The 18,181-nt window shown below is 71.6% G+C and carries 17 protein-coding genes; 9 read left to right on the top strand and 8 right to left on the bottom strand.

Annotated elements, in window-relative coordinates; translation table 11 throughout:
• Window positions 1–89 precede the first annotated feature (89 nt).
• From AB0M80_RS06880 to AB0M80_RS06870, 3 genes are all read left to right on the top strand, one after another.
• On the top strand, window positions 90–1,157 hold the full coding sequence (locus tag AB0M80_RS06880) for a hypothetical protein (RefSeq protein WP_364559939.1): 1,068 nt from the start codon (window positions 90–92) through the stop codon (window positions 1,155–1,157).
• A gap of 110 nt (window positions 1,158–1,267) precedes the next feature.
• Window positions 1,268–1,963 (top strand): response regulator transcription factor, encoded by a 696-nt coding sequence (locus AB0M80_RS06875; RefSeq protein ID WP_364559937.1) that lies wholly within the window; start codon window positions 1,268–1,270, stop codon window positions 1,961–1,963.
• Window positions 1,953–3,716, top strand: a complete 1,764-nt coding sequence (locus AB0M80_RS06870; protein WP_364559934.1) for a HAMP domain-containing sensor histidine kinase — start codon at window positions 1,953–1,955, stop codon at window positions 3,714–3,716. The genes AB0M80_RS06875 and AB0M80_RS06870 overlap by 11 nt, the downstream gene beginning before the upstream one ends.
• Here AB0M80_RS06870 and AB0M80_RS06865 read toward each other — a convergent pair.
• From AB0M80_RS06865 to AB0M80_RS06850, 4 genes are all read right to left on the bottom strand, one after another.
• The gene (locus AB0M80_RS06865) at window positions 3,695–4,846 is read right to left on the bottom strand and encodes a 4-hydroxybenzoate 3-monooxygenase (RefSeq protein ID WP_364559931.1); all 1,152 of its coding nucleotides are present in this window, start codon (window positions 4,844–4,846) and stop codon (window positions 3,695–3,697) included. The two genes, AB0M80_RS06870 and AB0M80_RS06865, sit on opposite strands and share 22 nt — an antisense overlap.
• A gap of 70 nt (window positions 4,847–4,916) precedes the next feature.
• On the bottom strand, window positions 4,917–5,672 hold the full coding sequence (locus AB0M80_RS06860; RefSeq protein ID WP_364559928.1) for an IclR family transcriptional regulator: 756 nt from the start codon (window positions 5,670–5,672) through the stop codon (window positions 4,917–4,919).
• A gap of 45 nt (window positions 5,673–5,717) precedes the next feature.
• Window positions 5,718–7,484 carry a glycoside hydrolase family 18 protein gene (locus AB0M80_RS06855; RefSeq protein WP_364559925.1) on the bottom strand — a complete coding sequence of 589 codons (1,767 nt, stop codon included), beginning with the start codon at window positions 7,482–7,484 and terminating at the stop codon, window positions 5,718–5,720.
• A 75-nt stretch (window positions 7,485–7,559) separates the two neighbouring features.
• On the bottom strand, window positions 7,560–8,117 hold the full coding sequence (locus tag AB0M80_RS06850) for an AAA family ATPase (RefSeq protein ID WP_364559922.1): 558 nt from the start codon (window positions 8,115–8,117) through the stop codon (window positions 7,560–7,562).
• A 285-nt stretch (window positions 8,118–8,402) separates the two neighbouring features.
• Between AB0M80_RS06850 and AB0M80_RS06845 the strand changes: the two genes are divergently transcribed.
• Window positions 8,403–8,825 (top strand): hypothetical protein, encoded by a 423-nt coding sequence (locus tag AB0M80_RS06845; protein WP_364559920.1) that lies wholly within the window; start codon window positions 8,403–8,405, stop codon window positions 8,823–8,825.
• On the opposite strand, the gene AB0M80_RS06840 is transcribed toward AB0M80_RS06845, so the two are convergent.
• Together AB0M80_RS06840 and AB0M80_RS06835 are read right to left on the bottom strand one after the other, a co-directional pair.
• Window positions 8,803–10,557 carry a serine/threonine-protein kinase gene (locus tag AB0M80_RS06840; RefSeq protein WP_364559917.1) on the bottom strand — a complete coding sequence of 585 codons (1,755 nt, stop codon included), beginning with the start codon at window positions 10,555–10,557 and terminating at the stop codon, window positions 8,803–8,805. The genes AB0M80_RS06845 and AB0M80_RS06840 overlap by 23 nt on opposite strands.
• Complete coding sequence (locus tag AB0M80_RS06835) at window positions 10,554–11,357, bottom strand: hypothetical protein (protein ID WP_364559914.1); 804 nt, start codon at window positions 11,355–11,357, stop codon at window positions 10,554–10,556. The genes AB0M80_RS06840 and AB0M80_RS06835 overlap by 4 nt, the downstream gene beginning before the upstream one ends.
• A 72-nt stretch (window positions 11,358–11,429) precedes the next feature.
• Between AB0M80_RS06835 and AB0M80_RS06830 the strand changes: the two genes are divergently transcribed.
• From AB0M80_RS06830 to AB0M80_RS06810, 5 genes are all read left to right on the top strand, one after another.
• On the top strand, window positions 11,430–12,311 hold the full coding sequence (locus tag AB0M80_RS06830) for a hypothetical protein (RefSeq protein WP_364559912.1): 882 nt from the start codon (window positions 11,430–11,432) through the stop codon (window positions 12,309–12,311).
• Window positions 12,312–12,388: 77 nt separating this feature from the next.
• Entirely contained in the window at window positions 12,389–13,165 is a 777-nt protein-coding gene (locus AB0M80_RS06825) for a metalloregulator ArsR/SmtB family transcription factor (protein WP_364559909.1), read from the top strand.
• A gap of 210 nt (window positions 13,166–13,375) precedes the next feature.
• Window positions 13,376–14,533: an EfeM/EfeO family lipoprotein gene (locus AB0M80_RS06820; RefSeq protein WP_364560369.1), complete on the top strand. Its 1,158-nt coding sequence runs from the start codon at window positions 13,376–13,378 to the stop codon at window positions 14,531–14,533.
• Window positions 14,530–15,729: a Dyp-type peroxidase gene (locus tag AB0M80_RS06815; RefSeq protein ID WP_364559906.1), complete on the top strand. Its 1,200-nt coding sequence runs from the start codon at window positions 14,530–14,532 to the stop codon at window positions 15,727–15,729. The genes AB0M80_RS06820 and AB0M80_RS06815 overlap by 4 nt, the downstream gene beginning before the upstream one ends.
• A gap of 24 nt (window positions 15,730–15,753) precedes the next feature.
• On the top strand, window positions 15,754–17,376 hold the full coding sequence (locus AB0M80_RS06810) for an alkaline phosphatase family protein (RefSeq protein ID WP_364559904.1): 1,623 nt from the start codon (window positions 15,754–15,756) through the stop codon (window positions 17,374–17,376).
• Window positions 17,377–17,389: 13 nt separating this feature from the next.
• On the opposite strand, the gene AB0M80_RS06805 is transcribed toward AB0M80_RS06810, so the two are convergent.
• A complete protein-coding gene (locus AB0M80_RS06805) occupies window positions 17,390–17,797 on the bottom strand; it encodes an ATP-binding protein (RefSeq protein WP_364559901.1) in 408 nt (135 codons plus the stop codon).
• A gap of 11 nt (window positions 17,798–17,808) precedes the next feature.
• Window positions 17,809–18,165 (bottom strand): STAS domain-containing protein, encoded by a 357-nt coding sequence (locus AB0M80_RS06800; RefSeq protein WP_364559899.1) that lies wholly within the window; start codon window positions 18,163–18,165, stop codon window positions 17,809–17,811.
• Window positions 18,166–18,181: the final 16 nt, after the last annotated feature.

Here is an 18,181-nt window from a genome sequence, read left to right as displayed (position 1 = left end):
TCCAGTGTCGCCGCACCGCACCGCGGCGGAAGGCTGGCAGCCGGGCGGGATTACCGCCCTGCGGGGGAAATCGATGCAGGAGGTGCCCAGTGAGAAGTATCCGATGGGCAGGGGGAATCGCCGCCGTCGTGGTGCTCGGGGGTTTGCTGGCCCCCGGCACGGCGCAGGCCGCGGCGGCGCCGGGCGGGGCAGCGCCGGGCGCCGCAGCGCCGGGCGGGGCAGCGCCGGGCGGGGCGTCCGGCGCCGCCGTCCACCGGTCGGCCGCACCCGAGCAGGACGTCCTCGGCCATTGGACGCCCGAGCGGATGCGCGCGGCCAAACCGGCGGACGGGCCGGCGAAGAGCCGGTCGGCGGGGCCGCAAACCCATGCGTTGCCGGCCCAATCCGCACCGGGCGCCGCGGGACCGGCCGCCGGGAAGCCGGGCGCGGCCGCGGCCGGGCTCGCCGCGGTCAGCCAGTCGCAGGTGTGGAGCGCCCACGGCCAGATGCCGGCGACGACCGTCGGCAAGCTCTACTACGACAAGCCCGACGGTCCCTACGAGTGCACCGCGAGCGTGGTCAGTTCGGCCAACCACAGCCTCGTCTGGACCGCCGGGCACTGCGTGTCCGACGGCGACGGCCACTGGTTCGACAACTGGATCTTCGTCCCGGACTACGCCGGCAGCGGCGAGCCGCTGGGCCGGTGGAGCTGGAAGTCGGTGTCGGCCCCGAACGGCTACCTCAACGACGGGGACCACGACTACGACCTCGCGGCCATCTCGCTGTGGCCCCGCAACGGCACCAACGTCGCCGACGTGACCGGGTCCCAGGGCTACAAGTTCGGCCAGGGGTACGACTGGAACGTGTACGAGTTCGGCTACCCGTACGACACGCACCCGGCCCGTACCGGCATCACCGGTCAGCAGCTGCGCTACTGCACCGGGACCACTTGGCGCCCGGGGGTCTGGCCGTTCCAGCCCGACCAGCAGGGGATCCACTGCGACCAGGGCCACGGGGCCAGCGGCGGTCCGTGGCTCGACGACCTGCAGCTCGGCCGGGGCTGGGGTTACCTCGTGGGCAACGTGAGCTACCACCCCGACGACAACTCCGACGAGGAACGCAGCCCGCACTTCGGGGACGCGGCCATCAACGTCTACAACAACCAGCAAAACGCCTGACCTGCGGACTCCGCCCCCGCCACGGTGCCCGGCCGCGGCGGGGGCGCCAAGGTGTGAAGATCCGGTCAGGATGCGGTGGCAACGGTGTCAGGGCGCCTACTCTCGACGCCGTGTGCGCACGTGTACTGGTCGCCGAGGACGACGAGAAGCAGGCCGAGGTCCTCCGGCTCTACCTCGAAAGCGAAGGCCACACCGTGGTGCTGGCCCCGGACGGCCGGGCAGCGCTCGACGAGGCCCGGCGCGACCGGCCCGACCTGCTGGTCCTCGACGTGATGATGCCGAAGGTGGACGGCTTCGACGTCTGCCGGGTCCTGCGGCAGGAGTCCGACGTCGCGGTGCTGATGCTCACCGCCCGCGCCACCGAGGACGACCTGCTGCTCGGCCTCGACCTCGGCGCGGACGACTACCTGACCAAGCCGTACAGCCCGCGCGAGCTGATGGCCCGGGTCCGGACGCTGCTGCGGCGCACGGCCGCCCGGCGTGAACCGCCCGACACGGCGTTGCGCGCGGGCGAGCTGCGGCTCGACCCCGTGCGGCACGAGGTGTCGGTCGGCGACCGCCCGGTGGAGACGACCCCGGGCGAGTTCCAGCTGCTCGAGACGCTGATCCGGCAGCCCGGCCGGGTGTTCACCCGCCGGCAGCTGCTCGAGCTGACCCGCGGCGACGACCGGTTCGTCAGCACCCGGATCATCGACGTCCACGTGCTCAACCTGCGCAAGAAGCTCGAGCCGGACCCGCAGCACCCCGTCTACCTGCGGACGGTGTTCGGCGTCGGGTACAAGCTGACGGCGGAAAATGACGCGTAGCTTCCCTCGCCGGCGCAGCCTGGTCGTGCGGCTCACCGCCGTCTCGCTGCTCATCGCGCTCGCCTCCATCGCGGCGACCGCGTGGCTCGCCGTGCAGACCACCACCCGCGCGATCCAGCAGGAGCAGGGCCAGGCGCTCTCCGGCGACGCGACGATCTACACCGAGCTGCTCGGCTTCGCCGCGGCGAACCACACGTGGGACCAGGTCGGCCCCCGGCTGCGGGCGCTGTCGGAGCAGACCGGCCGCCGGGTGGTGCTGACCACCCTCGACCGCCGCGTCCTCGGCGACTCCGGCGGCGCACCGGTCACCCTGCCGGTCAAGGCGACGGCGTCGGTCGACCCGCTGCACGTCGACCCGGTGCTGCTGCCCGAGGCCGGCACGAGCGGCATCGACCCGCGCGCGACCGGCCCGTTCAAGCTGCCGCCGCCCGAACGCGAGGAGCTCACCGCCCTGGCCGGGAAGGCCGCCGCCTGCCTCGCCTCGCTGGGCCTGCCCAGCCAGGTGCGCGACTCGCCGAGCGGGCGACCGCTGCTCACCGGCCTCGAGCCGCTTTCCGCCCGCTACTACGCGAGCAAGTGCGGGCTCTTCGAACTGGCCATCCCGACGCCGACCGAGCAGGCCGCACTCACCGGTCTGACCGAAGCCGTCAACCGCTGCCTGCAGAGCCAGGGCGGTGAGCAGGTGAAAGTGAACCTTGACCTGCAAGTTCTCGACGTCGGCGATCAGCGGCCGACCCAGGGCTGCCTCGACGCGGCCCGCCGCGAGCAGCTGACGCCGTACGTCGCGCCGCCCGCGTTGCTGTTCACGCTCGGCCCGGGCGGCTCGCCGCTGCCGACGTTCACGCTGTCCCAGGAGAACCTCACCCGGATCCTCGCGGTGACCGGCGGCGTGCTGGTGCTGGCCGTCACGCTCACCGCGCTGGTCGCGCGGCGGCTGTCCCGCCCGCTGCGGGCCCTGACCGAAGCCGCGCAGCAGGACCGGCCGGCGCCGGTGAAGTCGCGCGACGAGGTCGGCTACCTCGCCACCGCGTTCAACGACCTCACGGCGCGGCGGGAACGCATCGAGGAGCAGCGCAAGGCGATGGTCAGCGACATCGCCCACGAGCTGCGCAACCCGCTCAACGTCATCCGCGGCCGGCTGGAGGCCGCCGAAGACGGGCACCTGCCGTTCGACCGGGCCCTGAGCGCGTCGCTGCTCGAGGAGACCGCGCTGCTGCAGCACATCGTCGACGACCTGCAGGACCTCGCCGCGGCCGATGCGGGGCAGCTGCGCCTGCACCCCGAGCCGCTCGACGCGGCCGAGCTGGCCGGCCACGTCGCCGCGGCGCAGGCCGACCGTGCCGCCGCGGCCGGGGTCACGCTCGCCGTCGAGACCACCGGCGACTGCGCGCTGGCGGCCGACCCGGTGCGGCTGCGCCAGGTCGTCGGCAACCTGGTGACGAACGCGATCCGGCACACCCCGCCCGGCGGCCGGGTGACCATCCACGTCTCGTCCACTGTGGACGCGGTGACGCTCGCCGTGGCGGACACCGGCACCGGCATCGCCGCCGAGGACCTGCCGCACGTGTTCGACCGGTTCTGGCGGGCCGAGAAGTCCCGCAGCCGCCAGACCGGCGGCAGCGGGCTCGGCCTCGCCATCGTGCGCCACCTCGTGCAGGCCCACGGCGGGACGGTGGCCGCTGAATCCGAAGTGGACATCGGATCGACCTTCACCGTCCGGCTTCCCGTGCACTACAACGGCAAGCCCGCGTAGTTCTCGGCCAGCTCGGTCATCGCCGCGGCCGAAGTCACCGTGCGGTGCAGCTGGGCGAGCTGGAGCTGGGCGTCGAAGCCGTCGCCGTGGCGGTGCAGCATCGACGTCATCCACCACGAGAAGTGCGTGCACCGCCAGACCCGCCGCAACGCCGTCTCCGAATACGCGTCCACGAGCCGGTCGTCGCCATGGAACGACGCCGTGAGCGCCCGCGCCAGCAGCGAAACGTCCGCCACCGCCAGATTCAGCCCCTTCGCGCCCGTCGGCGGCACGATGTGCGCCGCGTCCCCGGCCAGGTAGAGGTTCCCGTACCGCATCGGGGTCGTCACGAAGCTCCGCATCGGGAGCACGCTCTTCTCCGTGATCGGCCCGGTCTCCAGTGTCCACCCCGGGACGCCGAGCCGTTCGGACAACGCCGTCCAGATCCGGTCGTCGCTCCACTGCGCGAGGTCCTCGTCCGGCGCCACCTGCAGGTAGAACCGGCTCACCCGGGGCGAGCGCATGCTGTGCATCGCGAACCCGTCCGGGTGCCAGGCGTAGATCAGCTCGTCCGTCGACGGCGCGACGTCGGCCAGCACGCCCAGCCACGCGAACGGGTAGGCCCGTTCCCAGACCTGCGGATCGGGGACCGACGCCCGGCTCGGGCCGTGGAAGCCGTCGCAGCCGACGACGACGTCCGCATCGATCCGCCGCGCCGTCCCGGAATCGTCCACAAAGGTCACGGACGGCTTTCCGGTGACGTCGTGCAGCGTGACGTCGGCGGCCGAGTAGTACGCCGGACGGCCCGCCTTTTCCCGCGCCGCCATCAGGTCCTTGGTCACCTCGGTCTGCCCGTAGACCGTCACCGACCGGCCGATGAGATCGGTGAAGTCGACGTGGTGCCGGTTGTCCGGCCACTGCAGGTGGATTCCGCGGTGTTCCATGCCCTCGACGTCGAGCCGGGCGCCGAGGCCGACGTCCCGCAGAAGTTCCACGGTCCCCGCTTCGAGGATGCCGGCGCGGATGCGGGCTTGGACGTACTCCGCGGTCTGCCGTTCGAGCAGCACCGAGTCGATGCCTTCGAGACCGAGCAGGTGGGACAGCAGCAGCCCGGCCGGGCCGGCGCCGACGATGACGACCTGGGTGCGCACGGGAACGTCCTTTCACACGGAGGGTCCGAGCATGGAACGGCCGCGCCGCCCACCACTACGACATTCTCATTCAGTGAGAGGAATTCCCCATCGCCCGCGAAATCCCGCGCGCCGCGGCCTGCAGCGCCGGGATCTGCGCCCGCGCGGCCCGGTCGTTGGGCACGATCACCGACAGCGCCGCGACGACGTCGCCGCCCGGCCCCCGCAGCGGGACGGCGATGCCCGTGGTCTCTTCGTCGATGAAGCCCGCGCAGAACGCGTAGCCGGTGCGCCGGACGTCGGCGAGGAACCGGCGCAGCCGCGCCGGTTCGGTCAGCGTCGTGCGCCGGAAGGCGCCGAGCGGACCGGCCAGCACGCGTTCCTGCAGGTCGGCGGGCGCGTGGGCGAGCAGCACCAGCCCGGACGACGACGCGTGCAGGGGCAGCCGTCCGGCCACGCGCGTCACGTTGACGACCGCGCCGGGCGCCGAGAGCCGCTCGACGAACAGCACTTCGCGGTCCTCCAGCACCGCGAGCTGGGTGTGGTGCCCGACGACGGCGTGCAGGTCCTCCATGAAGGGCATCGCCGCTTCGCGCAGCCCGAGCGTCGGCGACGCGCGGGACGCGAGTTCCCAGAGCCGGACGCCCACGCGGATCCGCCGGTCGGGGTCGCGCCGCAGCCAGCCGTGCCCGACCAGCTCTTCGACCAGCCGCGACGCCGTGGCGACGTGCAGGTCCGCCCGCCGCGCGATGTCGGTGACGCGCAACGCGGGCGCGTCCGGCCCGAAGGTCTCGAAGATGCGGACGACCCGCGAGAGCACGGACTCGCCTTCTGCAGGTTTTCCCACGTCAGGCAGTGTGCCCCACCGAACCGGCGGGGCACACCGCCGCGCTCACGGCAGCGCGTTCAGGAACGGCTCGTGGCTGTTCTGGAACGCCCAGCCGTAGTACTTGTCCCAGTTGATCGACCACGTCATCAGCCCGCGCAGGCTGGGCGAGGTGCCCCCGCGCAGGGTGTACGAGCCGCAGCCACTGCCCTTGACCAGGCAGTTCACCGCCGTCTGGACGTCCGCGGGCGAGGTGTGGCCGTTGCCGGCGCTGACCGCGGCGGGCAGGCCGATCGCGATCTGGTCGGGGCGCAGGCCGGGGAAGAACCGGCCGGTGTTCGCCACGCTGAAGCCGGCCTTGAGCATGTCGGTCATCGCGATGTGGAACTCGGCGCCGCCCATGTTGTGGTACTGGTTGTCGAGCCCCATGACCGGGCCGGAGTTGTAGTCCTGGACGTGCAGCACGGTGAGCGCGTCCCGCAGCGCGTGGATCACCGGCAGGTACGCGCCGGTCCGCGCGTCACCGGCGCCCGAGCCGCCGTAGAACTGGTAGCCGACCTGTACGAAGAACGTCTCCGGCGCCATGGTGAGCACGAAGGCCGAGCCGTACTTGGCCTTGAGCGTCTTCAGTGCGGAGATCAGGTTGACGACGACGGGCGTGGTCGGGTTGCGGAAGTCGGTGTCTCCGGCGTTCAGGGAGAGCGAATGGCCCTCGAAGTCGACGTCGAGGCCGTCGAGGCCGTACTTGTCGATGATCGCCGAGACGGAGCTGACGAACTTGTCGCGGGCGGCGGTGGTCGTCAGCTGGACCTGGCCGTTCTGCCCGCCGATGGAGATCAGCACCTTCTTGCCCTGCGCCTGCTTCGCCTTGATGGCGGCGATGAAGTCCGCGTCGCTCTCGACGTTGGGGCATTCGGCCGCGGGGCACCGGGTGAAGCGGATGTCCCCGGAGGTGACGGAGGTCGGCTCCCCGAAGGCGAGATCGATGATGTCCCAAGCGGCGGGGACGTCGGCCATCCGGACGTACCCGGAGCCGTTGGCGAAACTGGCGTGCAGGTAGCCGATGAGGGCGTGCTTCGGCAGACCGGTGTCGACGCAGCCGGTGGTGCTCGCGGTGGCGGCCGGGCTCTTCGCCGACTCGCCCGCCGGGTTGTAGGCGGCCACCGAGTAACTGTGGGTCGAGCAGGCGGCCAACCCGCCGATGGTGGCACTCGTTCCGCTGACGGTGGCGACGGCGGTGTTGCCTTCGTAGACGCGGTACCCGGTGACGGTGCCGGCGCTCGCGCCCCAGCTCAGGGCGATGGAGTTCGTGGTGACGGTGCCCAGTTGCGGGGCGGCGGGCGCGCTGGGCGTGCCGGGGGTGTTGCCACCCGGGCCGTCGAGGACGACGTCGTCGGCGTAGTAGGTGCCGGCGCCGTACCAGCCGTGGAGGTAGAGCTGGGCGGAGGTCTGGTTGCCGGTGGTGAAGGTGAGCTGGAGCTGGTTGTAGGCACCTCCGTTGCCGGACCACGTCGAGGGGCCGCCGGTGATGCCGAGGTAGACGGGGTTTCCGCGCACCCACGCGGAGACGGTGTAGGTGGTGTTGGGCTGAACGGAGACGGTCTGCGCGCACTGGGCGTAATCGGCGCCGACGGGGGTGGCGGCGAGGGCGTAGCCACCTCCGTGCACGGGCGTGCTCACGGTGGTCGCGTTGGCACAGGTCCAGCCGGAAAGCGAGCCGGCTTCGAAGCCGGGATTGGCGAGGAGGTTGGCCGCGCCGGCGGGACCGACGGCCAGTGCGGAGAGCGCCAGTACGAACGCGGCGAGGGTTGCGGACAGTCGGGAACGCCTCATCGGGTCCTCCAGTCGGGGAGAACCCTATTGTCTGGACCAATGTGTAAATTGTCCAGACCACAGATGTCCGGCCCCTCAGCAACCCACCAGCAGCTTGGCCACCAGCCGCGTGTGCGCTGCCTGGGGCCGGTCGATCACCTGGACGCTCCGCCACCCCGCCGGAACCCGGTCCGCGAGCAGCTCCTCCCGCCACTTCCCCACCCGCCGGACGTGCCGTGCGAACGACCGGTGCCGCACCAGCCGCCCGCGGCTGCGCTGGCCCGCCAGCGCCTGTTCCGCGGGTACGTCGAGGAACAACAACCGCACCGATCGGCCGCTCAGGGCCCCGACCAGCGCGAGCAGGGCGCGGGTCGAGGCCCGCGTCGACGGCTCGTGGACCACGATCGGCCCCTCCGCGCCGATCGCGCGGCCGATGATCCGCAGCCGGTGCCACGTGTGCACCACCGGCCGGTAGCACCGGTACGGCACCGACGGCGGGACCACCGCCCCGAGCCGCTCGCGGACCTGGTCGGAGTCCAGCACCGGCAGCCCGGCGGCGGCGTGGCGGAGCATGGTCGTCTTGCCCGCTCCGGGCAGCCCCGCCACGACGAGCAGGTCGCGCGGGCCGAGCTCGATGACAGTGGGCTCGCTCATGCCCCGCCAACGTCCGAGCCAAGGTAATGGTTCCTTTACCTTCAACTCACGGAACGTGACGGCCGACCGCGCCCACCTACCCGTGCAGCGAAGACCACCCAGCCGGAGACGCGGTGGTCACAACCCGTGCCGCACATCACCCGGTCGCCTGAAAAACCATGCGCGGCAAGGCATCCGGCGTCCGGAACCGCTTCGGGTGAAGATCACGCGTACCCCTTCCCTGCGCCCGGCAAGCCTTTATCTTCCTGATAGGGACGGCTCGCCTAGAACAGGGGAAAATTCGTCATGACCCAGTCGCTGGAACTCCCGGTCCAGGAATTCTGTCTCGATTGGACACTCACGGGCGACGAAGGCGCCCGGGTCGGGATCACCCTGTCCGGGCAGGTGTCCCTGCTCGACGACAGCCGGTTCTACAAGATCGACGGGGTCGTCTACGTCGCCGAGGGCGACGCGGCCATCCGCGCGATCGGCAACCCCCGGATCTCCGTGCGCCGCAACGGGGTCGAGAAGACCGGACGCCAGTGGGGCTGGGAGATGTGCTCGGCCCGCAAGAGCCTCGGCGCGCTGAACACGATGGAGGGCTACTTCGTCCGCACCGGCTACTGGGCGCCCGCCGACCGCGCCATCCAGCTGAGCCTGTGCGCCGAACACGGGTGGAAGCGGAGCAAGAGCTACAGCCCGTCCGTCACCGTCCGGATGGTCGACTGACCACTGTGGACGCCCGGCGCCGCGCCGCCGCCACGATCAGCCCGGCCGCGAGGGCGCCCGCCACCGCGCACCCGGCCCCGAACCCCGGCGACGGCTCGTGGACGCGCAGCACCGACACGCACAGCCACACCGCGGCGCCGAACAGGATGCCCAGCACCGGCCCGCCGACCGCTGCGCCCCGCCAGCGGTGGCCGTTGCGGATCGTCCGCAGCCCGGATTCGAGGTAGGCGAGGGCGAACAACGCGAGGATGAGACTGCCCGCGCCCATGGCGCTGGCCAGCGGGTGCTGGCTGGTGAGCAGCGTGAACGTCTGCGTGGCCGGTCCGGTGCGCACATCGGCGGTGACGGCGCCGCCGACGATCCACCGGGCGATCCCCGGCAGGGTGAGCTGGGCGGTGAAGCCGTTGCCGTCGGGCTTCGCCTCGGTCGACGCCGAGCCGAGCGGAACCCCGGCCGCGGACATGTCGAGGGCCACCCGCCCGGGATTGCCGGGCCCGGTCAGGGTCAACGGCTTGCTGAGATCCACCTCGACCGGCGCCGACACGGGCGCACCGCCGAGGTTCAGCGTGGACGACGCCTGGTGCGGCAACCGCGCGGGGTTGAGCAGGGCGAGCACGACCAGCACGATCGCGGCAGCCCCGGCGGCCAGCCGCAACCACAGGACGGCGGCTGACGACGGAGCAGGACCGGCGGCCGAGTCCGGCGCCGTCGGCGGACCGAGACGCGGATCCAGCGGGCCACCCGGCGCTCCCACCAGCGTCGGGTCCGGAGCTCCCGGCCGCGCCACCGGCCGCGTCCGGGCCTCCCCCGGCGGGGATGACACCGTCGCCGAATTGAGGCCGGCGATCACCCTCGGCGTCAGGTGCAGCACCGGTACCCCGGCACGCTCCAACCACCCCGGCCCGTAAACCACCGTGGCCGCCGCGGCCAGGTCGGCCGCGAAGGACTCCGCCTCCCGGTACCGGGCGTCCGGCTCGCGCGCGAGGCTGCGCATCACCACGCCGGCGATCGGCATCGGCACGCCCGCGATCGGCCGCGGGTCGGTGAACATGTGCTGGCGCATCATGCTGATCGCGCCGCGGGTGTTGTCGAACGGCAACTGGCCGGACAGCAGCTCGTACAACACCGTGCCCGCCGCATACACGTCGGCCGCCGGGCTGAGCGCGTTGCCCATCGCCTGCTCCGGGGCGATGTACGCCGGGGTACCCAGGATCTCGCCACCGTGCGTGACGAGCGTGGCGCCCTCGCTGATCACCCGCGCGATGCCGAAGTCGGCCACCTTCACGACGCCCTGCAGGTTGAACAGCAGGTTCCGCGGCTTGACGTCGAGGTGCAGCACCCCCGCCCGGTGCGCCGCGTGCAGCCCGGCCAGCATCGCCAGCCCGATCGCGCACGCCTGCTCGCCGCTGACGCCGCCGCCGTGGAACCGGCTGTGCACGGTTCCGCCGTCGAGCCGTTCCATCACCAGCAGGTGCTCGCGGCCGGTGCGGACGTAGTCGTACACCGGCACGATGTGCGGGTGGTCCAGGCTGGCGAGCACCCGCGCCTCGCGGTCGAAGAGCTCGCTGCTCGTGGCGTGGTTCAGCACGTCCCACGGCAGCTGCTTGATCGCGACACTGCGGCCCAGCGTCCGGTGCACGCCGGCGAACACGACGCCCATGCCGCCCTCGCCGATCGACGCCCCGATGTCGTACTGCGGCAGCGCGGCGACCAGCTCGGCCGGTGCGCTCATCGGGTGAATTCCTGGGTGGACGGGACCGGCAGCCGGACGGTGGTGTCACTGCCGGTGACGGCCGGCGGCGCCGGGTGCGGGGTCAGGTAACCGAGCAGGAACGCGATCGCCGCCGCGCCGAGCACCACCGGGAGCTCGATCGCCGGTTCGGGCGGGACCAGGCGCAGCACCGACAGGCTGATCACCGCGACCAGGCCGGTGCCGAACCCGGCGGGCAGGAACCGCACGCCGCGGCGCCAGCGGTTCGGCGCCAGCCGGTGCCGGGCCAGTGCGAGCAGCGCGGTCACCCAGGCGAGGATCGTCAGCACGAGCATCGCCAGGCCGAAGACGCCGTAGACCGACCAGAAGGAGCCGCGGACGTCGGCGACCGTCGTCGCCTCACCGAGCGTGGCGCGCCCGGCGTCGAGCAGCTCGACCGACGACGGCAGCAGCCCCGTCGCCTGTCCGGCCAGGTCGCCGAGGTCGAGGACGAACGTCCGGGAGACCGAGCCGCGGGCCGGCACCTCGAAGGGCGCGGTCGTGTCGTAGGCGAAGAAGGTGAGCGCGAGGGCGACGCCGGAGAGCCGCACGCTGCGGACCTTCACCGGCGCGGTGCCGGAGTTGGTCGCCACGACCTGCAGTTCGAGCTGGCTCGCCGGATCGATGGGGACCGTCGCGTCCTCGACCGGCCGCTGGTCGATCGACACCTGCAGCTGGAGCGAGCCGGATTGGGCCGACCCCGATCGGGCCGAGGCGGGTGGCGCGCCCAGCAGCACCGCGCACAAACCCAACGCAACCCCCGCCGCGATGACACGTCCCATTGGGCATCCCCTACTTGCGTTATCCGACTGGTCCGGAATGCTACAGCGAGCACACCGGGGAGGGACGTCCCAATGCGATTCGTGGTTCGGCTGTTTTTCGGCGCCGTGGCCGGAACGTTGCTTTTGCTCGTGGCCGCGGGCACGGCCGACGCGCAATACACGTCGTCGGTTGGTTTGAAACCGTCGAGTGGCCAGGCCGGGAGCTCCTTCACCATTTCCTGGAATTTCTACCCGTGCAAAGGACCGGTCACCTTTTCCTGGAACGGCACGCCGATGTGGTCGGCGAACACCACGCTCCAGCAGACCAGCGGCACGGTCGCGGCCACCGTGCCCGCCGGCGCCCAGCCGGGCACCTACCCGGTCACCGGCACGTGCACCAACGCCAGGACCGGCGGGCCGCTCGGCGCGGGCAGCCGGTTCACCGTGACCGCCACGCCCACCACCACACCGCCCCCGCCGGCCACCACGCCGCCACCGCCGGTGACCACGCGCCCGACCCGGCCGGGCACCACCACGACCCCGGCCACACCGACCACCGCCCCGCCGACCACGAGCACCTCGCCGACGACGGCCACGCCGGCCACGCCCGGCACCCCCACGACGGCCGGCACCGCGCCGAAGCCCGGTGAACTGGTGCTCGACCGGCCGAGCATCAAGCCCGGCGAGACGCTCTCGGCGTCCGGCAAGGGCTGCCGCCCGAGCCGGATGGTGACGTTGACGTCGGACGGCGCCGAGGTCGGCACCGCCTACACCGACAGCTCCGGCGCCTTCACCGCGCCCATCGAGTTCACCCGCATCGAGGCCGGGCGGCACACCGTGGTCGCCGAGTGCGGGGTGCGGCTGACCGGCGCCGTCGACCAGGTCGTGACCCGGTCGTCCGGCGGGCAGACCGGCACGCTGGTCATCCTCGTGTTCTTCGTCCTCGCCGGCATCACGGTGATCCGCTTCCGGTGATCCGCGGTTGACATGCAGCCGTGCGGCTGCCTATCGTTAAAGGCAGCCGCACGGCTGCATAACTTGCGGAAGGCGCCATGGACGAGGTCTTCAAGGCGCTGGCCGACCCCAGCCGCCGTCAGCTGCTGGACGTGCTCAACGAGCGCAACGGCCAGACCCTGCGCGAGCTGTGCGCGGGGCTGGACATGGCGCGCCAGTCCGTGAGCAAGCACCTGGCCGTGCTCGAGACGGCCGGGCTGGTCACGACCACCCGGCGCGGCCGGGAAAAGCTGCACCACCTCGACGCCGCGCCGATCAACGCGATCGCCGAGCGCTGGATGACCCGCTACGACCGGCGGCGGGCCGGCGCGCTGGCCGATCTGAAACGAGCACTGGAGTCCGCACCGATGAACGATTTCGCCTACACCACCTACATCGCCACGACGCCGGAAAAACTCTGGCAAGCGCTTACCGACCCGGCTTTCACGAGCCGGTACTGGGGCGTCTCCTTCGAAACCGACTGGAAAACGGGTGCGCCGATGACGTGGTTCGAAAGGGGGGCGAAAACCAGCGATCCGGGGCAGGTCGTCCTCGAATCGGACCCTTTCCGGCGGCTGTCCTACACCTGGCACACGTTCACGGCGGATTGGGCGAAATCCAACGGCATCGACGAGGAAACCTTCGGGAAACTGCAGCGCGAAAGCCGCTCCCGGGTCACGTTCACCCTCGAACCGCACGGGGAAATGGTGAAGCTGACCGTCGTCCACGACGGTTTCGACCCCGGCAGCACGGCGCTGGAGATGTGCAGCCAGGGCTGGCCCGCGCTGCTGTCCAGCCTGAAGACGCTGCTGGAGACCGGCGCTCCTCTGCCGTGATCCAGACCAATCGGTCCTTCTACCCGAACGCGGCAGATCTGGCACAGGAAAAAGTCTGAAACCTCCCCGTTTCGTGGGCGCCCGGCTTAAGTCGGGGTGAATTTCGTCCGCTGGACGTCATCCGATGCGGTTTTCCGGGCGCTAGGCTCCCATAATCCGTGATCAATGATGGTCCGATCGAGTGACGGGAGAGTGGGCGTGCCGGGGTCAGTGCGTACCCGCTGGATCGTGGCGGCCGTGGTTGCGGCGGTCGCGGCGGCCGTCGTCGTGGCGCTTTGGCCGGACAGCGCGGCCGCCGGCGACCCCGAAATCGCGGTGTCGCGTTCGGCGTGCGCCACGGGCTGGTCGGACCCGAAGCCCGGGCCGCAGACGTTCCGCCTGCACAACACCGGGTCGGTGACCGCCGAGGTCGACCTGATCGACCCGGCGACCGGGGTGATCTACGGCGAGGTCGAGGGCCTCGGCGCGGCGACGACCCGGCCGTTGCGGGTCGACCTGGGCAACGGCAGCTACGCGTTCCGCTGCCTGCCCGAGGACGCGGGCGCGATCGTCGGGCCCGCCGTGCGGATCACCGGCGGGGCCGAGCGGACCGGGCCGGGCGTCGCGCCGGTGACGCACGACGACCTGCTCGGCCCGCTCAAGGCCTACCAGCAGCACGTGCGGACGGGTCTCGGCGAGCTGGTCGCGAACACCGGCGCGCTGAAGAACACCGTCCACGGCGGCGACCGCGCGGCGAGCGAGACCGCCTGGCTGACCGCCCACCTGACGTACGAGCGGCTGGGCGCGGCCTACGACGCGTTCGGCGACTCCGACGGCGCGCTCAACGGCACGGCCGACGACCTCGCCGGCGGCGCGGCCGACCCGGGTTTCACCGGCTTCCACCGGCTGGAGCAGGGACTCTGGCACGGCGAGGACATGGGTGCGCTCGCCGCCGTCGCCGACCAGCTCGACACCGACGCCCACGCGCTGCAGACGTCCTTCGGCGACAGCCAGGTCGACGGGAACGACCTCGGGCTGCGCGCGCACGAGATTGTGGAGAACACGCTGCAGTTCGAACTCACCGGCCGCACCGACTACGGCAGCGGCACCAACCTGGCCACGGCCCGCGCCAACCTCGACGGCACCCGCGCGGTACTGGACGTCCTGCGGCCGCTGCTGGCGCCGCGGTACCCGGACCTGTCCAAGGTGGACGCGTGGCTGACCCGGACACAGTCCGCTTTGGACGCGGCCCACCACCCGGACGGAACTTGGACCCCGCCGGCGCAGCTGGAGCAGAGGCAGCGGCAGAAGCTCAACGCCGATGTCAGCGAGCTGACGGAGCTGCTGGCCCCCATCGCGGCGATCGCCGAACCGAGGAGGGTCTCGTGACCGATCTGCCTCGCCGTTCCTTCCTCCGCCGTGCCGCCGTGGGCGCCGGTCTCACCGTCGCCGCCGGGGCTGGGCTCGGTGCCTCCTCCGCCGTCACCGACAGCACCTCGCCCGTTCCCTTCCACGGCCCCCACCAGGCCGCCATCCTCCGCAAACCGCCGACGCAAACCATCGTCGCCTCCTTCGACACCGTCGCCGAGTCCAAGGCCGAGCTGACCGATCTCTTCCGCGCCATCACCGACCGGGCCCGGTTCCTCACCGCCGGCGGGGCGCCCGCCGCGCTCGGGATCACCGCGCCGCCCGCGGACTCCGGTGTCCTCGGGCCCGTCGTGCCCGGCGGCGATCTCGGCGTCATCCTCGGTGTCGGGGCAAGCTTGTTCGACGACCGGTACGGGCTCGCGAAACTCAAGCCCGCCAAGCTGAAGCCGATGGCGACGTTCCCGAACGACGCCCTCGATCCCGCCCAGTGCCACGGAGACCTCAGCCTGGTCCTGTCCGCGAACTCCACCGACACCGTGCTCCACGCCCTGCGCGACATCGCCCGCGCGACCCGCGGTGGCATGCAGCCGCGCTGGAAGCTCAGCGGCTTCAGCTCTCCGCCACGACCGGACGGCACGCCGCGGAACCTGATGGGTTTCAAGGACGGCACCGCGAATCCGACCGGCTCCGATGTGGACAGTCTGGTGTGGACGAAAGACGCCGGAGAACCCGCGTGGACCGCGGGCGGCAGCTACCAGGTGATCCGGCTGATCCGGATGCTGGTGGAGTTCTGGGACCGGGTCTCGCTGGCCGAACAGGAGAACATGTTCGGCCGCCGCCGCGACACCGGCGCCCCGCTGGACGGCACCGAGGAGACCGACGTCCCCCGCTACGCCGACGACCCCGTCGGCACGGTCATCCCCCTGACCAGCCACATCCGAAAGGCGAACCCGCGGACGCCGGAGACCGATGCCGGCCGGATCCTGCGCCGCGCGGTGAACTACGACCGCGGCATCGACAGCAACGGCAACCTGGACATGGGCCTGCTGTTCGTCTGCTACCAGCAGGACCTGGAGCGCCAGTTCGAGGCGATCCAGACGCGCTTGGCCGACGAACCCCTGACCGACTACATCTCCCCGTTCGGCGGCGGCTACTTCTTCGCGCTGCCGGGCGTCACCGGCCCGGACGACCACTTCGGACGTTCCCTGCTCGGCTAGTCCCCACCACGAAAGGAATCCACAGTGGACACCAGACCCCGCCGGCGACGGCGCGGCCTGCTCGGTGCCGGGGCCCTCGCCTCGGTCGCCGTCCTGGCCGTCGCCACCGGGTCCGCGGCGAACACCGCGGACGCCCGGCCGCTGCACCCGTTCCCGGCGCAGTGGATCCCCACGACGACGCCGATCAAGCACGTCGTGGTCATCTTCGGCGAGAACATCTCGTTCGACCACTACTTCGGCACCTACCCGAACGCGGCCAACACCGACGGCACCCCGTTCACCGCCGCGCGCAACACCCCGAAGGTCAACGGCCTGGACCACCAGCTGCTGAGCGACAACCCCAACGCGTACAACCCGAAGCGGCTCTCGCCCCAGCAGGCGATGACCTGCGACCAGAACCACAACTACGGCGCGGAGCAGGCCGCCTTCAACGGCGGCAAAATGGACAAGTTCGTCGAGAAGACCGAGACCGACAAGTGCACCGGGCAGCCGGTCCTGTTCGGTGAGCCGGGCCTGGTCATGGACTACTACGACGGCAACACGGTCACGGGCATGTGGAACTACGCCCAGCACTACGCGCTGAACGACAACTCGTTCAACACGGTGTTCGGCCCGTCCAGCCCCGGCGCGATCGACCTGATCTCGGGCAACACCCACGGCGTCCAGGCGGTCGACCCCGTGACGCACGAGCCGGTCAGCGACGCCTACGCCGTGCAGTCACCGGACGCGCACGGCGTCGGCACGATGATCAACGACCCGGACCCCGCGTGGGACGACTGCTCGGGCAAGAACCACACGAGCAAGGACAACCTGGCCACGATGCAGGGCCGCAACATCGGTGACCTGCTCAACCAGCGCCACGTCACGTGGGGCTGGTTCCAGGGCGGCTTCCGCCCGACGGGCTCGGCAGGAGGCTACGCGGTCTGCGGCCGGACGCACACGAACGTGGGCGGCAACGCGGTCGTCGACTACAGCCCGCACCACGAGCCGTTCCAGTACTACCCGTCGACGGCGAACCCGAAGCACCTCCCGCCGTCGTCGGTGCAGGCGATCGGCCAGACCGACCGCGCGAACCACCAGTACGACATCTCCGACTTCGACGCCGCGCTGCAGGCCGGCTCGATGCCCGCGGTGAGCTTCCTGAAGGCGCCGCAGTACCAGGACGGCCACGCGGGCTACTCCGACCCGCTGGACGAACAGCAGTTCGTGGTCGGCGAGATCACCAAGATCCAGCAGTCCCCGGAGTGGCGGTCGACGGCGATCGTGCTGGCGTACGACGACTCGGACGGCTGGTACGACCACCAGAAGTCGCCGATCGTCAACGGTTCTCACGACGCTTCGCAGGACCAGGCGATCTGCACGGCCAAGCCGGCGACGGTGGGCGGTTACGCGGACCGCTGCGGCTACGGCCCGCGGCTGCCGCTGCTGGTGGTTTCGCCGTACAGCAAGGTGAACCACGTCGACCACACGCTGACGGACCAGACCTCGGTGCTGAAGTTCGTCGAGGACAACTGGCGCACCGGCCGGATCGGCGACTCGTCGTTCGACTCCCGGGCCGGGTCGCTCAACGGCATGTTCGACTTCTGGTGGCCTCAGGCGCGGAAGGTCACGCTCGACCCGAAGACGGGAGCCGTGGTCCAGCGGTAGCGCGGCCGGGCGGTCAGGGCCGGACCGGGTCCAGGTCCCAGGCGAGCGTCACCACGGTGCCCTGCTCGCCGGACGCGATCTCGGCCCGGTCGGCACTGGCCCGTACCAGCAGCAACCCCCGGCCGCGCAGGGAAACCGGCCGGGGGTCCGGCACCGGCGTGCGCCACTGCCCGTGGTCGGTGATCACCACTTCGATCCGGTCCGGGTACACCGCGGCGTCGAGGTCCACGACCCCGCCGCCCGAAGCGTCGTAGGCGTGGTCGGCCACGTTCGCCAGCGCTTCGTAACTGGCCAGCACGATGTCGGCGGCCCGGCCTTCGTCGACGCCGGCCCCCAGCACCCACGCCATCAGCTCGTGACGCAGGCGGCGGAGGGCGCCCGGTGCCGCGGGCACGCCGTGGCTGTGGAACGGTTCCGGCATTCGCGCCCGCCTCATCGGAGTGCTTCGTCGACCGTCGGGTGGATGCCGATCCACGTGTCGAGCCCGGTCGTCTTCAGTGGTCCCGACGTCACCGGGGAATCGCTCACCACCCGCAGCGCGCGCTCGGCCAGCCTGCGGTGGGCCGCCGCAAGCACCTGCAGTCCCGCCGAACAGAAGAACGTCACCTCACGCAGGTCGACCACCAGCTTCTCCGGCCCGCCGGCCAGCACCGCGTCGACGGCTTCCCCGAACTCCGGGGCGCTGACCAGGTCGATCTCCCCCGCCACGCCCAGCACCGCGATCCGGCCCCGCCAGTCGAGCGTGACCGCCAGCTCGGCGGCGGGGAGGTCCGGCGTTGAAGGGGTCACGGCCCCCCATCGTGCC

It is taken from the genome of Amycolatopsis sp. NPDC051045 (assembly GCF_040682955.1).
Classification (GTDB): Bacteria; Actinomycetota; Actinomycetes; order Mycobacteriales; family Pseudonocardiaceae; genus Amycolatopsis.
Note: the sequence above shows the minus strand (reverse complement) of the source record. Positions and strands in the feature narration are given on the sequence as shown.

Excerpts from the sequence above, each read along its gene's own strand:
- AB0M80_RS06870 (WP_364559934.1), top strand. The coding sequence starts at position 1,953 with ATGACGCGTAGCTTCCCTCGCCGGCGCAGCCTGGTCGTGCGGCTCACC.
- AB0M80_RS06855 (WP_364559925.1), bottom strand. The coding sequence starts at position 7,484 with ATGAGGCGTTCCCGACTGTCCGCAACCCTCGCCGCGTTCGTACTGGCG.
- AB0M80_RS06850 (WP_364559922.1), bottom strand. The coding sequence starts at position 8,117 with ATGAGCGAGCCCACTGTCATCGAGCTCGGCCCGCGCGACCTGCTCGTC.
- AB0M80_RS06845 (WP_364559920.1), top strand. The coding sequence starts at position 8,403 with ATGACCCAGTCGCTGGAACTCCCGGTCCAGGAATTCTGTCTCGATTGG.
- AB0M80_RS06840 (WP_364559917.1), bottom strand. The coding sequence starts at position 10,557 with ATGAGCGCACCGGCCGAGCTGGTCGCCGCGCTGCCGCAGTACGACATC.
- AB0M80_RS06835 (WP_364559914.1), bottom strand. The coding sequence starts at position 11,357 with ATGGGACGTGTCATCGCGGCGGGGGTTGCGTTGGGTTTGTGCGCGGTG.
- AB0M80_RS06830 (WP_364559912.1), top strand. The coding sequence starts at position 11,430 with ATGCGATTCGTGGTTCGGCTGTTTTTCGGCGCCGTGGCCGGAACGTTG.
- AB0M80_RS06825 (WP_364559909.1), top strand. The coding sequence starts at position 12,389 with ATGGACGAGGTCTTCAAGGCGCTGGCCGACCCCAGCCGCCGTCAGCTG.
- AB0M80_RS06805 (WP_364559901.1), bottom strand. The coding sequence starts at position 17,797 with ATGCCGGAACCGTTCCACAGCCACGGCGTGCCCGCGGCACCGGGCGCC.